The organism is Mycobacteroides sp. H003 (assembly GCF_001440135.1).
Lineage (GTDB): Bacteria > Actinomycetota > Actinomycetes > Mycobacteriales > Mycobacteriaceae > Mycobacterium > Mycobacterium gwanakae.
This window is the reverse complement of the sequence record NZ_LJYL01000034.1, coordinates 1,007,469-1,022,809: the sequence shown is the minus strand read 5'-3', so window position 1 is coordinate 1,022,809 and position 15,341 is coordinate 1,007,469. Positions and strand designations below refer to the sequence as shown.

Here is a 15,341-nt window from a genome sequence, read left to right as displayed (position 1 = left end):
AACGTGCGGTAACCCTGGTCCCGGCGGTGGCCGGATGACACTGCATGCCCAGGGCAAATCTGTCTGACCCTAACAGCCGCTGCCATCAGGTGGTCATTCGGCGATGTTACGGATTCACCGGTCTCGTTCTGGTCAAACGCCGCCGGATCGACTTAGAACCGTACCCTCGGCGGGGTGACAGCAGCGCACGTATCGGCTCCGGCCGTCCATGCCCGGGGCTTCGTCCCGGCATTGGAGGGCATGCGCGCCTGTGCCGCGATGGGGGTCGTCGTCACACACACCGCATTCCAAACCGGCCACAATGGCGGCGTCGACGGACGCATTCTGGGCCGCTTTGACCTGGCAGTGGCAGTCTTCTTCGCGCTATCGGGATTTCTGCTGTGGCGGCCACACGCGCTGGCGGCACACGATGGGCCCGCACCCCAGTCGACCGGGCGGTACTTCGCGTCGCGGTTCGTCCGTATCGTCCCGGCCTACCTGGCCGCAGTCTTCGTCATCCTGTTGCTGCTGCCGGACGCTGCGGGGGCCAACTGGGTGGTCTGGGCCGCCAATCTGACGCTCACACAGCTGTACGTTCCGCTAACACTCACGGCGGGTCTGACACAGATGTGGAGTCTGGCCGTGGAGGTCGCGTTCTACATCGCGCTGCCCGCCATCGCGCTCATCATGCGGCGGGTACCGCTGCGCTGGCGTGCACCGGTACTGGTGATGGCCGGAGCCGCCAGTTTCGGGTGGGCGTTCATCCCCTTTCACACCACTGTCGGCATCAATCCGTTGACATGGCCACCGGCCTTCTTCTCGTGGTTCGTGGCGGGCATGCTGCTGGCCGAGTGGAGCGCCGCACCACCCGGCTGGACGCTGCGCCTGGCGCGCCGACGGGTGCTGCTTGCCCTGGTGGCCCTCGTCGCATTCGCGGTGGCCGCGTCCCCCTTGGCCGGCCCGGAGGGCCTGACGCAGGCACCACCGCATCAGTACGCCGTCAAGATCGCGATGGGGGCGACGCTGGCCTGGGCGCTGCTGCTGCCGTTGACACTGGACACCCCGGGCACGCCGCACCGGATACTCGGCAGCCCCCTGATGGTGACACTCGGGCGGTGGTCCTATGGCCTGTTCATCTGGCATCTGGCGGCGCTGAACATGGTCTTCACCGTGATCGGTCGTTTTCCGTTCAGCGGTCACTTCCCACTGGTGCTGATTCTGACGTTGATCTTTGGCTTCGCGATGGCCGCTGTCAGTTACGCGCTGGTGGAATCCCCGTCACGTGAAGCATTACGACGCTTCCAGAACCGGCGCGCTGGTTTTCGGGCAGGGAGCCGCACCGCGGCGAAGGCCACGGTGGCCACCGAGATCAGCGCCAACAACTGAATCCACCACGAGTGGCCGGTGTAGCCGCCCACCGATCGCCACGGATGTCGTGAGAGAGCCGCCCCGGCCAGGAGAAGCGAGCCGCCCGATATATATGCGCCTGCTGCTGTGAGCGCGCGGAGTGGCCAGCGTGTTCCTACCTTGAACGCCAGTGCCGCCAGGCCCACCACGGCGCCGGTGATGCCGCTGATGGCGGTGAGGGCGGCCAGCACCGCGACACCGGTACCCGGGCCGGAGCCCCAGGGGATCACCTGGGGCAGTGTGGTTCTTCGCCGCGCCGGGATTAGGGCAAGCAGCCCAAGGACGGGAAGCAGCGCCAGTCCGCCGAAGAGTCCCGTTCGGTACCAGGTGTCGAGGCCGAAGGTCAGCGTGATGGGGCCGCCGACGCCGGCGGGAAGCATCCAGCCCTGCTGCCACCCGTTCACCCGTATCGGCTTGAGCGCGTGTCCTTGCCCGTCGCGGGCAGTCCACCCGGGGTTGATGCTTTCGGGGACCACGAGCACCCGGTCCTGCGGGGCGGGATCCGCGGAGACCTCGCGTCGTGCCGCGTCCCATCTGCCCTTGACTGCCGCTGTCACGGTGGCGGCGGACGGTGTTGTGCCCGGTGCGGTGAGCTGGACACCGTCGACGATGAACTGCTGGCGTGGGTTGACGGTGACGTCCTGAGGCCCCGCGCCCGTTTCGATGGGTGTCGTATCGCACGGTGCGGCCTGGATGGCACTGCCGTCCAATAGTTTCCGCACTGTGGTGGTGATGGACATGGGGATGAAGCGCCCGGCAAGAGCCAGCACCGGCCCATCAGCGCATCCAATTTTGATCACACGGTTGTCGTTGGTGTTTGCGTTGGCGGGTGCGACCGGTCGGCCGCTGGTGTCCAGTGCGACGAGCTCGGCAATACCGGGTGGCTTGTTCTGATCGGTTCCGAGCGCGGTCCGGTCGATGATGTCGGTCCAGTTCATCACCGTGACGGTGATGGTGTCGGTGACGCGCGGATGCAGAGCCAGCGTGGAGGTGTCGGCCTTGGGATCGATGGAACGCACCTGCGGACCATCCCCGAGATCGATCGCTACCTGCTTGGGGTGTGCGGGGACCTCGGTGCTACTGGGGCGCAATCGAATACCACCGACGGCGACGGGTTTGGGAAGTTTGATCACCAGAGAGGGGAGGTGCTCGCGAAGTACCGAGTTCTGTGGTGCCGTCCAGGCGGTGCCCGGATCGCCGTCGGTGGCCGCATAGGACGAGCCCCGCAGGTCAATCAGGTCGGCACTGCCGGAGGCCGTGGTGGTTCCGGGCTGCGTGATCAAATCGCGCAGCTGCGGCCCGGAGCGGGCCCGTACCCAGAGCGAAGGCGTAAGCGAAACAGGCTGGGGCACAGTCAGTGTCCGGATGAAGGTGCCCGGCTCCTCGGGAGAGAGCGAGAGCGTCCCCGCGCAGCGCAGTCTTTCCGGTGACGGCATGCAGCCGGGCCGCCCCTCCAGCGGTGATCCCAGGTCCCAGCCAAGCACCGCGGCTCCCGCGGGCGGCGCGGGAATGATTGCGCTGTGGCGTAAATCGACGGAATGGGCGTATCCGGCGGCATCGTATTGAGTGAGGGACAACTCGGTGATCCCGAACTGCACACCCGAGGTGCCGTCTTCGGTACCGGTGGCCGTCACCTTGATCCAGTTGGTTTCCCCCGGCCGCAGCGCGATGTCCAGGGGTTTACCCGGCTCATCGAACCGCACCGATGTGGTGCCGTTGTCGGTCTCGACCTCCAGCCGCCGCACCTGCGCTCCCAATGCGGTGGCGCTCGGTGTCACGGTCAGGATCGCGTTGGTGATCGGCCGATCCAAGTCCACTCGGATCCATTGTCCAAGAGCGGCTTCCAGTGAGCTGCTGACCCAGCTTGTCGCGTTGTCGCGGTCGATGACGGCCGCAGTGCTGGTGCCGGGTGCCACATTGGGCAGCGCCGTGGAATCCGAGGCGGAACTGGACGCGGTGATGGTTCCGCCGGTCCAGCTTCCGTTGACGAGGGGAACCCCGGTGGCGGGGTAGTCGGGCACCCGGTTGAAGGTGCGGCGTTTGTCCCCGGGTGCGCGGATGGCCGAGGAATGGTCGTCCACACGCCCGTAGTCGGTCTCGCGAGCCAGCGGAGTGTCGGTGACCATCGCGGGCCCGGGACGCAAACCCGCCTGCGCGGCGTCGGTGGCCAACAGGGACGGGCCCAGCGGTGGCTGGTTCAGCTGGCGGCGCCGCTCGCCCACGCGCAGCAGGGCCTCGGGTCCGCCCGCTACCCGGGGCATGCTGTCGATGTCCGTGAAATACGGTTCTCCGTAGGCTTTTTGCCGCCCCACCGCATAGATCTCGACCGCCGGATACTTTGGGCGTAGGTCGCTGTCGGCGACAAAGCCCTCCACCGTCCCGGCCCCGACGGGGTCGCCGAACTGGGCGACCTTGGTCAGTCCGGGGGATCCTTCAATGGTGTGGTGCACCAGGATCGGGCGGGCGGAACGGGACGTATCGGGATCGAGGTCGTTGCGCACCACCAGGTACGAGATGCCCTGCTGCTCCAACGTGTCGGCCAGCCCGTCCGAGGGACGGCCGGCGGCGAACAGCTGCTGCACGGAGTCGATGGCACGAATAGTTTCCGGTGGTGTCAGCGGGATGGAATCGCGTACACCCCAAGGGGTTTGGCCCAGAGCCTGCAGGGGTTCGTCGCGGGTGAGGCCCCAGGTCTGGATTGCGAACGGGGCTCCCGGCACCACGAGTGCCCGCCCGCCGTCATCATGATCCGCCAGCCAGTGCGCCGTGTCCTGCCAGTAGCCGGGGATGGCATCGAAGCCGCCGCGGGGCACCAGCCGGCCCGTCCAGGCAAGAGAAGTACTCGCGGCGAGTGCCACGAACACGGCGATCCCCAAAGCAACGGCCCGATTGCGCTCCGGGCGTGCCAGCGCGGCGAGCCACTCGCGTACGGGCACGCTTCCGGGCAGCGGTATCCGCGATAACGCGTGCGCCAGGCCAAGGATAAGTGGTAGACGAATCAGCGGCTCGAGCTTGTGCACATTGCGCAGCGGCGTGCCGCTGTCGTCCAAGAAGAATTGGATCTGCTGGCCCACAGGCGATCCGAGTGCTCCGGTATATCCGGCCGTCAGCAGCACCAGGCCCACCAGAAGTATCGCGACCAGCCGTCCGCGAGCCGGCATACCCCGCATGGCCAACCCCGCCATGCCGGCGGCGGCGATCATCGCGGTGGCTATGACCATGGCCGACTGGGTGACCAGTGAGGACCCCGCTGTCGCGGTCGGGGCCACGAACGGGGTCCAGCTGTCGGTTCCGCGCAGCACCTCGGTGAGCGAGGTCCACTGCGTGGTGACACCGGAGGATTCGATGAAGTCCAGGAACCGCGGGCTGATCTTGCCGAAGATGAGCAGGGCAGCGATCCACCATGTGGTGGCCAGCGCCAGACAGGGAATCCACCATGCCGTGAATCGCCACCACGTGCGGTTCGGCCTGTGGGCCAGCCACCAGATGAAGGCCACCCCGCAGGCCAGGGCGGTGGCGACGGCGTTGACCGCGCCCATCAATGCGACCGCGGCTGCCGACAATGCCGCGGCCCGGCGTGGAGGCATCCGGCCCTGGAAGACCAGGATGACCGGCAACAGCACCCACGGGGCCAGCATCATGGGCAGCGTTTCCGACGAGATGGCGCCCAGGGTCGTCAGCACCCGGGGGGACAGCGCAAAGGCGGTCGCCGCGATGAGCCGTGAGCCTCGGGTACCGATACCCAGCGCCTCGGCGACCCGGATGACACCCCAGAACCCGGCCACGATGAGCAGCGCCCACCACAGCCGTTGCGTCACCCAGGCCGGCACCCCGAGCAGGTGACCCATCGAGAAGAAAGCGCCGTGGGGGAAGAGGTATCCGTAGGCCTGGTTCTGTGCCTGCCCGAACGGCAGATCGCTGCTCCACAGGTTCAGGGCTCGCGCGGCGAACCGCAGCGGATTGATCGCCAGATCCAGCTTGGTATCCGGTGATATCTGTCCGGGTGATTGGGCGAAGGTCAGCAGTAGGGCGAGTACCGATGCGACCGCGAGCCACCGCCGGCTCAGCGGGGAAGAGTCAAGGCGGTGCGTCACGGTCCAGGACGGTTCAGGAAATGCGGCGCGGCGCTGCCGGGAGCCGCGCGATGTCAGCTCCGATTGCCGTAATCGGGACGGTTGAGGATTGCCGTCGACGGATCGATACCGGTCACAACGGGCTTCTTGTCCTGTTCAACCGACAGCGTCAGGCCGAAGACGGCCGCAGCGCCCAGCAGCAGACCGATCAGCACGCTCGCGGCGGCTGGCACCACAAATCTGGTCATCGGAGCTCCTCTGGGTCATGCAGATACCAGCGGCCAAACTAGCACGTCCGAAGATGGTCGCGATTCTCCGGCGGACCACGCCGCGGGCCTGCGGATACTCGATGGGGGCGAGTACGGAACATGGAGAACCGTGAAGAGACCGGCATGGCGGGTGGCTACCTGTGGTCCCCGACGGCGCTTCGTGCGGAATAATGGCCGCCCATGACCGGTCCATACAACTACGGACCGGCGCCGGACTACGACGCGGAGTTCGCCGCCGCGCACAACCCGGCGCTACCTCAGGATCAACTGCTGCGGCTGTGGCACACACGCCCCGATCTGCGTGAGGCGCTGGCGCAGTTGCCCGCGTGCCCGCCCGCGCTGGCCGCGCAGGTGCAATTCTCCGATCCGTGGCGTGACCCCAATGCGCGATCGCATCGCGGGATCATCATGGCCTTCGCGATGCTTGCTGGTCTGCTCGTGATCGTCGGCCTCGGCTACGTCGGATACATGGCGGTGCGTGGGGACGGATCCGCCCAGCAGCCGACGCACGGAATGCTGCCGCCGAATGACCCGAAGGTGACGAGCAGTGCCGCGGCGACCGCCACCACGGCGCCACCCGCTGCGCCCTCGAGTGCCGTTAAGCCGGTGGATGTGTCCACTAATTGCGTTCAGGCCGAGGACGGCACCGACAGCAACGGGGTGAAATACGTCTACGACCCCGCCAAGGCGTTCGACAACGACCCACTCACCGCGTGGCGGTGCCAGTGGAAGGAACAAGACGGGCAGTCGATCACGGCCAAGTTCGATCATCCAACACTCATCACCTCGGTGGGGTTGATCCCCGGATACGCCAAGACCGATATCGACGGATCGGACCGCTTCGCTCAGAACCGCAAGATCACCCGGGTGCGTTGGGAATTCAGCGACGGCAGCTCGGTCAAGCAGCAGGTTCCGGTGAGTCGTGCGCTGGCGAGTATCAAGGTGAATGTGGTGACTGATTCGGTGACCATGGTCATCGAGGCCACCGAACCCGGGGTGTCGATCGTGAACAAGAGCGGCCAACGGCAGGACGCGTTCAACGGCCTGGTCTCGGTGAGCGAGATCGAGATCATGGGCACCCAGCCTCCCGCTGCCCCTGCCCTCGCCCCTGCACCGGCACCTGCTCCTGCACCTGCGCCGGCACAGACACCCCCGCCCGGACCTCCGGCACCGGCGCCGTCGGCTCCCGCCGCACCCGCGCGGTCGTAGCGGGACGTACCCAAAAACATTCGAGCACTTCTAAGTCCATTCCCAGGAATTGGGATTACGTTGGACGCGTGGCCGAGCTCAACCGCAGGACCGTGCTTACCACCGGGGCAGTCGCGGCGGGTGCCGCCGCCCTGGGCTTCGGGGGATACGAACTGCTCCGCACGCCGGGGCGTACTGATTCGCCGGCGGCAAGCGGGAACAAGCCGAACATCTTGGTGATCATCGTGGATCAGATGAGGGCCCCGCAGTGGTTCCCCGATATCCAGAAGCTCACCAACCTCTTGCCGAGTCTTAGCCGATTGCAAAGGGAAAGCGTTACTTTCGCATCGCACTACACCGCGTCGAACATGTGCACTCCATCGCGAGGAGCCATGACGACGGGGCTGTACTCGCACCAGACCGGCTGCCTGTTCACCGGCGAAGGGCCCAGTGAATCGAGCCTGGCTCCGCAGTTCCCCACCTGGGGCACCATGCTGCGACAGCAGGGGTACCGTACCTGGTGGTGGGGTAAGTGGCACCTGGGAGACTGGAGCGATACCAATCCCGAAGGTCTTGACGCACACGGTTTCTCGGGTGGAACCTTCCCCTCGCCCAATGGGGCTCCCAACCAGGGATTGCAGAAGGACCCGGGGATAGTCGATCAGTTCACAGGGTGGTTCGACGCCGAAGCGGGCAAGGGGCCCTGGTGCACCACGGTGTCACTGGTCAATCCGCACGACATCTGCTGGTGGCCGAGAAACCCTCTTCCGGAAGATGTTCCGCACTGGTTCGATAATGTCCCCGCCAATTTTCAGACGCCCGATGAGCTGCGTCAGCATCGCAAGCCGCAGCTGCAGATCGACTACGCCAATTTCATGTCGCCGATCATGACCGGCGCGGTGCCCTATTCAGGTCCGGACATGGCCCGCCAATGGGCCCGCTGCCTGGACATGTACCTGTGGCTACAACAGCAGGTGGACGCCCAGATCGGCCGGGTTCTCGACAAGCTGGCATCGCGTCCGGACGTCGACCGCAACACGGTGGTCGTGTTCACCTCCGATCACGGTGAGTACGCAGGCTCACATGGGTTGCGCGGCAAGGGTGCTACCGCGTACGAGGAAGCCATCCGCGTTCCGCTTTACATTCGGGATCCGCACGGCGTGCTCACCCCGAAACCGGGGGAGACGCGCACCCAACTGACCTCCAGTGTCGACCTGGCACCCCTGCTGTTGACCATCGGATCCGGGGGCAACGGATGGCGTTCCGATCCGCGATTCTCGTACCTGGCCGCGCGCGCCGATATCGCCAATATCGCCAAAAACAATGTGGCGGGACGCAAGTGGATTGCACACGTCACCGATGACATGTCGGTGGAGGAGATGACCACGCTCATGAAATCTCCACACACACAGAAGTTGATGGGTGAGATCGCGCCACCCAGTGAGATTCCCACCTCGGCGCCCAGCCACATCGTGGCGGTCCGCACCGCGGAAGCCAAGCTGGCCAACTACTCGTATTGGAAACCCGGCGGCATGCAGGTCGATAGCACGCGGCCGTCGGATCGCGAATTCTACGATTATTCAACGCTTTCCGGGCAGCAAGAAATCGAGAACCAAGCAGGCCGCGGCGGTAAGGAGGCCGAGCTGCAAGGCCTCATCGACAACGAGGTACTACCCGAAGTGCAGGCCCCATTGCCGACGTTCCTTGGGCAGGCACAGGAGCAGGGCCTGGCGGATATGCAGAAGCTGATGGTGCTGCGCGGCGGATAGTGGCCGCCGCGCGGCGAGCGTGAAGTTACGGCGGAAATTCGGATGATTTCCCGCAACAACTTCACACTCGGCGCGGGCTACTTGGGCGGCAGCGAGCCGGCGTAGACCAGGGCGCGCTTCACCCACGCCTCCAGCTGCCGCTTGGTGCGCACGCCCTCGGCCTCGATGCTCAGCCAGCCGGCCATCTCGCGCCCGCCCATCACCATCCGGCTGACGTGAGTCTTGGTCACCAGAGCCTCGGTCTCCGTGGGATCGCAGCGCGCCAATAGGCCGCCCTCGCGTTTCGCGGCGACGGTCATGTGCCCGTCGACCAGAAACGCCAGGCCGCCGAACATCCGTTTCTCGGTGACGCCCTTGGTTGTGGCGATCACTTCACGGATGCGCTCCACCAGGTCCTCGTCGTAGGCCATGGGGCAATTGTGGCGCGCTGTCGATTTCCGCGCGACTCGTTCGCTTGTATCAACTTCTCCCAAAGGGGTTTTGATTGAAGCGTTCGTAATGGGCGTCCTCGTCATCGAGTGAGGGACGCTGCTGTGGGCGTTGTTGTGCTGGCTGGACAGGGGGTGGCTCCGTCGGCATGCCAAGGCCTGGTGCACGAGATTGCGGCGCTGACGGCTGCCGGGTGAACATTTCGCGGGCTTGGGGGTTGATTGCCTCTGCTGCCTGCTGAAGTTCAGCGCGTGTCGCGAGAAGGCCCTCGAAAAATTGATGGGCAGCATCAGAGGCCCGATACGCCGCGGCCTGGGCGGTCTCGGCGATCAGCGTTCCGAGTCGCCCACGATCCATGCGTGCTGTCGCTTGGTGAAGCTGGATGCCGAGGACCATTCCGTTTGCGTTTACTCGGACGCGGACCATCCGATCCATGGATTCGGCCTCGGCTTCTATCGCGTCGATCCTGCTCATCTGCGATTCCAGCTCCGCCACTTGGGCGCGCACACGCTCTGCGATTTCTTTGAGGTGATCGGGCTCGTCAGTCATTGGGTAGTCGTTCCATGGCGCGTCGGGCCGCCTTTCGAACCAGAGAATCCGGGTCGTGCACAAGGGGTTCGATGAGATGGCGAACGCCTGGCGCCTTCGCTTGGACGAGTGCTTTGATTGCGAATCCGCGTGCCGGCCCGTCCAGGTATCTGACGAGCAATTGATGAGAGTCGTGTGTTTTGACTTTTCCTAGATATTGAATGACCGGAATAATTGGTGTACCCGCTGGCAGATCGGGAATGAGCGCAACGATTTTTGAGAATTCTTTTGGTCCGCATATTAATTTGAGGCCTCCGAGAGCCCAATCGATCTGTCGCAATGGTAGGGGCGGCTGATGTTGGACCTGGCTGATAAGGAGGTCAATTGCTTGCTGATTTCCCCGTGCTGCAGGGTCGATGAGGTTGCGGATTAGCCCAGATCGGATAATCGAGCGGTGTCCATGGTCTGGTTCCGGCCCGGGTATACGTTCTTCCAAATGAGATAGCCAGTCTATGAAGACAGGAATGGCCTCGGGAATCGTTGCGGGACCGTTCGCGAGCGCATCTAACGTGTAAGCGCGCACGCCAACCTTTGCGAGGTCGTGCATGATGCGTTTATCAAACCCACGCTCTCCGTGAACATACTGGGAGGGAATATTGTCCATCCAGTCGTCGCCCTGCGGTATGCCGATGTAATTAGAAGTATGCATCATCAAGTTCCTTCCTGACGACTTGAATCTGCCCGTTGTTCACCATCTCTTGGATCTTCGGGTCATTGATCGCGGTGCGATGGTCAACGACCAGGGTCATCGTGTAGCCGTTCTGTCGCGCCCACTCAGCCTCCGCGAGAATCTGTACGCGATCAGGCCTGATTTCGTTGGTGTTCTTAACCTCTATGACCTGCCGGTTCACGTCATCAATTCGATCAGGTACGACCTCGCGTGCTACGGGCCCGGAGCCCGTGTCGACGATGACTCGCACCTCTCTCTTGCGGCCTCTGGGATCGATTCCTGCTCGCCGCTCCCCTTCGTCGCCAGCGGCCTCATTTTCTTCTTTCGTGCGATTGCGAATGGGGTCCGTTTGCCTGGGAATTCTGTCCAGGAGATTTGACAGAAACTTGGCATCCGTTGTCGCAAGGTTGTTGATACCTTCGTTGGATTCGGCTGCTTGGTCTACCTTTTGGTTGATCGACTCCATGAGTTTGTCGTTAGCTTTGGCGTATTCCCTTTTATTGAATTCAATTAATCGATCGATACCTTTTCTTATCCGATCGCCAAAAGGAAGTCTGCGCGCCAGTACCTTGTCCACTTCATAGGATAGGATAATGTAGTGCAGTATCGTAAGGGATTGCTGACCTAACTTCTTCATCTCGTCGGCCTTTGAACCTACGGCTTCGCAGGCGACGCCCAGGTCAGAAGCGACCTCCCCTTTGAGTGCGCCACATACATTGGCGATTTCAGTGACCATTTCATTGATCTCTGGATAGCCTTTTTGTCGATCTTCAGTGAAGATCGCCGTGCAGGCGTTCCAGAGATCGGTTGCTTGCTTCTGACTGTCTGTGCCGAAGGAACTGAAGGCGGATCCGGCCGCACGAATTCGACTCTCGTCGCAATCAGCCCATTCCTTTTTTACATAGTCGGCAATGAGAGACCAATGGTCTGGTTTGGAGTTGTTTCCGCCGACGGAAAGCTGGCTGGGGTGCATGGCGTGGTTGATCTTGCTCCCCGAGGGCGGTGGCGGAGTGCGTTCTTGAGGGCCCGTTGGACTCGACTCGTTCTCCGCTCTGGCCTCGTTGAGCCCTGCTTCGTGTACCAACTTTGCAAGGACCGTAGCTGCCATCACCCCAAGGGAGCCGACTTCGAACACATCGGACGCGGATTGGTCATAGCTGGAGCTCCAGCGCGGTCCACCGGTTGCGTAGCCACCCGCTGATCGAGAGACATTCAGCTTCTGGTCAAGTGCGGTGAAGCGGGCTTCGAAGGAAGTGGCCGCCTCTGCAAGTTTGGTGGCGACGGAGTAGAACCATTCTGGATCGGCCTTTGTCATGATTACGCCCCCGGGAACATTTCGCGGTTCTTCGTCCTCGCATCGAGGTAGTTGCCGTGAGTGATCTTGATTCTGTCGCGCAGTGCCCCAAGTGATTCAAGATGCTGTGTGAATTTGGTTCGCCACTCAGCGTTTGCTTCCATGAACTTTTCTGCGCCTTGTCCCTCGTACTGAGACAGGACGCCCTCCGCCGTGCGCTCGACATTTTTCGCCTGATCGGTGAGCGATTCTATTTGCTTGGTCAGGAAGTCGATGTGTTCTTGCATCGCGTCCAAGTCATACGTACGTTCAGCCATATCAACCCCGCTAGCTATCCGTTGAGGCGATGGCCTGCGTGGTCAGCTGTTCCTGATCAGAGTGCAGCTTCGCGGTTCTGAGCAACAACTCAGCATGCTCCGACAGCGTATCCAGGTGGGATGCGAGCGTCTTGCGAAGATCGTCCCATGCCGTTGCCGCATCGTTTGCAGCTGAGCCAGTCCATACACCCTGAAGTGTTTGAGCCCGCCGATGGATTTCGGCAACAGCCGTCTCGATCGTGCGATGATGCTGGCGCAGCTCGCGTGCCCCTTGCTCGAGCGCGGTTGTCGACACACGCAGTCGTTGGTCTGCCATGAATCCCCTCCCTGCCCAACCCGCCAACAGCTCAAAGGATGTCCAATGGAATGGAGATCGACAGCATCGCCGCAAGCACAAGACGATGTGGACAAGCTGTTTGGCGATGCTATCAAGTTCGTCGCGGTGGAGCTTGCGCATGCCGATGACTTCGCACCGTTCATGATGGTCATTGGGCTCGCTGGTGATGTATCGGTACGACGGTCGGCGATAGCTGCGATGCCGCAGGATGAGCCTGGAATCATTGATGGCCTGGAACTGCCCAGCGACAGGCAGCAGCTGCGAGCGCGGGCCGCTGTATTAGACGTGACTGCCTCGGTGCCTGTGGCAGGAGATGCCATCAAGATCAAACTTGAGCATTCCGAGGGAATCGCTATCGACATGCTTGTGCCTTATCGAATCGATTCGGAGGGTGCGACGATTGACGTGCAAGCTGCGAATGCGGCGCGCGCTGAACTGTTGTTGTGGGCCCCGAATATTCGTGGGGACGGCTAGCACACAAGTCATCTATGGGCTGATCTGGAAACCCTGGAACATGACGTCGATGTCGGCGCTGAATAGAGGTACATCGCTAAGCTTCATCTGGTTGCGCAGCTGTACGGGGTAATAGTTATCACCGGAGTGGTAGGTCACGTTGAGGTAGTCATACTGTTGACCTCGTTCTTCAGCGGTGCCGATCAGCCGGGTGGCCTTTGTGCCGCAGATCTCAAGGGCCTCATCGTGAGTGATCTTTACTGGCCCGACGATATTGGTAAAGCTATTCAGCTGCTCCTGCGCCTGCTCGTAGCTAGGGGCAGAGTCCAGGGACATCAGCATGGTGAGGCTCCTGCTGATTCCGATCGTCTTAACCACCGCAAGCTTGTTATCTGTGCGCGCTGTCGCGGCCGGTTCCCAACCGGGCAGCTTGGGGATGGAAACGGTGAACGGTGCCTTGGGCGTACCTGCCCGCGTATAGGTCTCGCCCGTCACCGCCTGTGCTTGGCATGAATAGGACGTCGAATGTTCCGCAGTGGGTGCCCCGGACCGTGGCTCCGAACACCCGGCGAGTATGAGCGCACCAGAAGTTATGGCACGGAGGATGTTCCGACGGACGTCGTTGTGCATGCGCCGACTCTACGGTCCGATCTGCAGGTTTCGGAAAATCACGTCAACATCGGTACCGAATAGAGGAACATCGCCTGCGCCCATCTGATTGCGGAGTTGGATTGGATAGAAGACTCCGTTGGCCGGATACGCGAGGTTCAGATAGTCGAACCGCAGGCCTCGATTTTCGGCAATTCCGGCGAGTCGTGATGCCTCTAGGCTACAAACATTCACCGTTTCTTCTTGAACGATAGACACTGACGGGTCGAACCTAGTCAACTTGCTCAGTTGCGCGGAAGCTTTGTCGCGATCCGGCTCCGGCCGCAGAATTGACAGCGCAACATAACTCTGGGTTGTCCCGATCGTTTTCATAAGGGCGAGTTGGTTTTCCCTCAATGCAGTCGGAGCTGACCGCCAGTCTGGGAGTTTGGGGATAGAGACGGATAACGGGTGACCATTTGAGCGGAATTGGGTGTAGGCCCGCCCTGTTACGGATCGTGCCTGACATGAATACGTGGCGGTGGCCGCCGGGGTTGGTGTGCCTGGAACCTGATCCGTGCATGCCACGAGCACGAGTGAACCAGCAACGCACGCATACGCCGCGTATCGCCGCATACTGCCTCTCACAAATCGACTGTACGGGCGCGCGCTGTCGATTTCCGCGCGGCTCGTTCGTGGTGTCTGTAGGACACCCGACACCGGAGAGGCACCATTGACCCGTGGCGCACGACGAGATCGGCCGCATCTTCCGCGAGGAGCACGGCCGCACCGTGGCAACCTTGATCCGCTACTTCGGCAGCATCGACCTCGCCGAGGACGCCGTACAGGAGGCGTTCGAGGTGGCCATCGCGAAATGGCCAGGAGACGGTATTCCGCCCAATCCGGGTGCGTGGATCACCACCACGGCCCGCAACCGCGGCGTCGACAAATTGCGGCGCGACCAGCGGCGCGACGAGTTATCCAGAGAGGCAAGCGTTCTCGAGGAGGAGCGGCCGGAACCGCAGGAGGTGGGTCCGGTGCGGGATGATCGCCTGCGGCTCATCTTCACGTGCTGTCACCCGGCCTTGTCCCAGGAGGCGCAGGTCGCGCTTACGTTGCGCCTGCTCGGCGGACTCACCACCCCTGAAATCGCCAACGCATATCTGGTATCCGAATCGACCATGGCCGCCCGCATCACGCGCGCCAAGAAGAAGATCGCGTCGGCAGGTATCCCGTACCGGGTGCCGGGGGACCACGATCTACCGGACCGGTTGTCGTCGGTGCTGGCCGCGCTCTACCTCGTCTACAACGAGGGCTACGCGGCGTCCTCGGGTGCCACGCTCACCCGTACGGACCTATCCGCCGAGGCGATCAGACTGGCGCGGGTGCTGGCCGATCTCATGCCGGACGAGCCCGAGGTGCTGGGGCTCCTGGCATTGGTGTTGCTCACCGAGGCGCGCCGTAGCGCCCGTACCGATGCCAGCGGGGCGCTGGTGTTGCTCGCCGATCAGGACCGCACCCGATGGGACCGCGAGATGATCGACGAGGGGCACCAGCTGGTGCGGCGTTGCCTGAGACGCAACGCCCCCGGGCCGTATCAGATCCAGGCCGCCATCAATGCCGTGCATGACGATGCGCCCACGGCAGCACAAACCGACTGGAGCCAGATCGTCGCGCTATACGACCAGCTGACGGTGTTCACCCCCACTACCGTGGTCGCGCTCAATCGCGCGGTGGCCATTGGTGAGCGCGACGGCCCGCGGGCCGGACTGGATGTCATCGACCCGTTACGGGAGGACCTCGACGCGTATTACCCGTTGCACGCCGCACGCGCCGATCTGCTCACCCGACTCGGCCGGAATCGGGAAGCCGCTGAGGCCTACCGAAAAGCGTTGGTATCCACGGACAATGAGGTGTTCCGTGGGTACCTCGGCGACCGGCTGGCCCGGCTGGACACCGGCGCATGACACGATGGCCTCA

At 63.0% G+C, this 15,341-nt stretch carries 14 protein-coding genes and 1 pseudogene; 5 read left to right on the top strand and 10 right to left on the bottom strand.

The features are described 5' to 3' along the window. Positions 1-174: 174 nt before the first annotated feature. A pseudogene (locus AOT87_RS28125) lies at positions 175-1,290 on the top strand (acyltransferase); the annotation flags it as partial. Here AOT87_RS28125 and AOT87_RS25025 read toward each other — a convergent pair. Both AOT87_RS25025 and AOT87_RS28120 read right to left on the bottom strand, forming a co-directional pair. Then, the gene (locus tag AOT87_RS25025) at positions 1,236-5,480 is read right to left on the bottom strand and encodes a DUF3367 domain-containing protein (RefSeq protein WP_057968634.1); all 4,245 of its coding nucleotides are present in this window, start codon (positions 5,478-5,480) and stop codon (positions 1,236-1,238) included. The pseudogene AOT87_RS28125 and the gene AOT87_RS25025 overlap by 55 nt on opposite strands. A 53-nt stretch (positions 5,481-5,533) precedes the next feature. Then, positions 5,534-5,707: a DUF2613 domain-containing protein gene (locus AOT87_RS28120; RefSeq protein WP_005063958.1), complete on the bottom strand. Its 174-nt coding sequence runs from the start codon at positions 5,705-5,707 to the stop codon at positions 5,534-5,536. 201 nt (positions 5,708-5,908) lie between these two features. On the opposite strand from AOT87_RS28120, the gene AOT87_RS25020 reads away from it, so the two are divergent. Both AOT87_RS25020 and AOT87_RS25015 read left to right on the top strand, forming a co-directional pair. Continuing rightward, positions 5,909-6,937 (top strand): hypothetical protein, encoded by a 1,029-nt coding sequence (locus tag AOT87_RS25020; RefSeq protein ID WP_057968635.1) that lies wholly within the window; start codon positions 5,909-5,911, stop codon positions 6,935-6,937. A 68-nt stretch (positions 6,938-7,005) separates the two neighbouring features. Then, complete coding sequence (locus tag AOT87_RS25015; RefSeq protein WP_057968636.1) at positions 7,006-8,685, top strand: sulfatase-like hydrolase/transferase; 1,680 nt, start codon at positions 7,006-7,008, stop codon at positions 8,683-8,685. A 77-nt stretch (positions 8,686-8,762) separates the two neighbouring features. Here AOT87_RS25015 and AOT87_RS25010 read toward each other — a convergent pair whose 3' ends face one another. The 6 genes from AOT87_RS25010 to AOT87_RS24985 are packed head-to-tail and all read right to left on the bottom strand — an operon-like array spanning position 8,763 to position 12,299. Then, on the bottom strand, positions 8,763-9,095 hold the full coding sequence (locus tag AOT87_RS25010) for a TfoX/Sxy family protein (RefSeq protein ID WP_057966622.1): 333 nt from the start codon (positions 9,093-9,095) through the stop codon (positions 8,763-8,765). A 49-nt stretch (positions 9,096-9,144) separates the two neighbouring features. Next, positions 9,145-9,663, bottom strand: coding sequence for a YbaB/EbfC family nucleoid-associated protein (locus AOT87_RS25005; protein WP_057970135.1), 519 nt, complete (start codon positions 9,661-9,663; stop codon positions 9,145-9,147). Beyond that, a complete protein-coding gene (locus AOT87_RS28115) occupies positions 9,656-10,306 on the bottom strand; it encodes a HEAT repeat domain-containing protein (RefSeq protein ID WP_081343269.1) in 651 nt (216 codons plus the stop codon). The genes AOT87_RS25005 and AOT87_RS28115 overlap by 8 nt, the downstream gene beginning before the upstream one ends. A 31-nt stretch (positions 10,307-10,337) precedes the next feature. Next, complete coding sequence (locus tag AOT87_RS24995) at positions 10,338-11,687, bottom strand: putative toxin (RefSeq protein WP_057970134.1); 1,350 nt, start codon at positions 11,685-11,687, stop codon at positions 10,338-10,340. A gap of 2 nt (positions 11,688-11,689) precedes the next feature. Then, complete coding sequence (locus AOT87_RS24990) at positions 11,690-11,983, bottom strand: WXG100 family type VII secretion target (protein WP_057970133.1); 294 nt, start codon at positions 11,981-11,983, stop codon at positions 11,690-11,692. A 10-nt stretch (positions 11,984-11,993) separates the two neighbouring features. Continuing rightward, positions 11,994-12,299, bottom strand: a complete 306-nt coding sequence (locus AOT87_RS24985; RefSeq protein WP_057970132.1) for a WXG100 family type VII secretion target — start codon at positions 12,297-12,299, stop codon at positions 11,994-11,996. Between the two features lie 45 nt (positions 12,300-12,344). Here AOT87_RS24985 and AOT87_RS24980 point away from each other — a divergent pair, with 45 nt between their 5' ends. After that, entirely contained in the window at positions 12,345-12,794 is a 450-nt protein-coding gene (locus tag AOT87_RS24980) for a hypothetical protein (RefSeq protein ID WP_057970131.1), read from the top strand. 12 nt (positions 12,795-12,806) lie between these two features. On the opposite strand, the gene AOT87_RS24975 is transcribed toward AOT87_RS24980, so the two are convergent. Further along, positions 12,807-13,268 (bottom strand): hypothetical protein, encoded by a 462-nt coding sequence (locus AOT87_RS24975; RefSeq protein ID WP_234795784.1) that lies wholly within the window; start codon positions 13,266-13,268, stop codon positions 12,807-12,809. A gap of 144 nt (positions 13,269-13,412) precedes the next feature. Next, entirely contained in the window at positions 13,413-13,754 is a 342-nt protein-coding gene (locus tag AOT87_RS24970) for a hypothetical protein (RefSeq protein WP_232785749.1), read from the bottom strand. Positions 13,755-14,101: 347 nt separating this feature from the next. Between AOT87_RS24970 and AOT87_RS24965 the strand changes: the two genes are divergently transcribed. Further along, entirely contained in the window at positions 14,102-15,328 is a 1,227-nt protein-coding gene (locus tag AOT87_RS24965; RefSeq protein WP_057969298.1) for an RNA polymerase sigma factor, read from the top strand. Positions 15,329-15,341: the final 13 nt, after the last annotated feature.

Coding starts and splice junctions, on each gene's coding strand:
- AOT87_RS28120 (WP_005063958.1), bottom strand. CDS start 5,707: ATGACCAGATTTGTGGTGCCAGCCGCCGCGAGCGTGCTGATCGGTCTG.
- AOT87_RS25020 (WP_057968635.1), top strand. CDS start 5,909: ATGACCGGTCCATACAACTACGGACCGGCGCCGGACTACGACGCGGAG.
- AOT87_RS25010 (WP_057966622.1), bottom strand. CDS start 9,095: ATGGCCTACGACGAGGACCTGGTGGAGCGCATCCGTGAAGTGATCGCC.
- AOT87_RS25005 (WP_057970135.1), bottom strand. CDS start 9,663: ATGACTGACGAGCCCGATCACCTCAAAGAAATCGCAGAGCGTGTGCGC.
- AOT87_RS28115 (WP_081343269.1), bottom strand. CDS start 10,306: ATGGACAATATTCCCTCCCAGTATGTTCACGGAGAGCGTGGGTTTGAT.
- AOT87_RS24995 (WP_057970134.1), bottom strand. CDS start 11,687: ATGACAAAGGCCGATCCAGAATGGTTCTACTCCGTCGCCACCAAACTT.
- AOT87_RS24990 (WP_057970133.1), bottom strand. CDS start 11,983: ATGGCTGAACGTACGTATGACTTGGACGCGATGCAAGAACACATCGAC.
- AOT87_RS24985 (WP_057970132.1), bottom strand. CDS start 12,299: ATGGCAGACCAACGACTGCGTGTGTCGACAACCGCGCTCGAGCAAGGG.
- AOT87_RS24980 (WP_057970131.1), top strand. CDS start 12,345: ATGGAATGGAGATCGACAGCATCGCCGCAAGCACAAGACGATGTGGAC.
- AOT87_RS24970 (WP_232785749.1), bottom strand. CDS start 13,754: ATGAAAACGATCGGGACAACCCAGAGTTATGTTGCGCTGTCAATTCTG.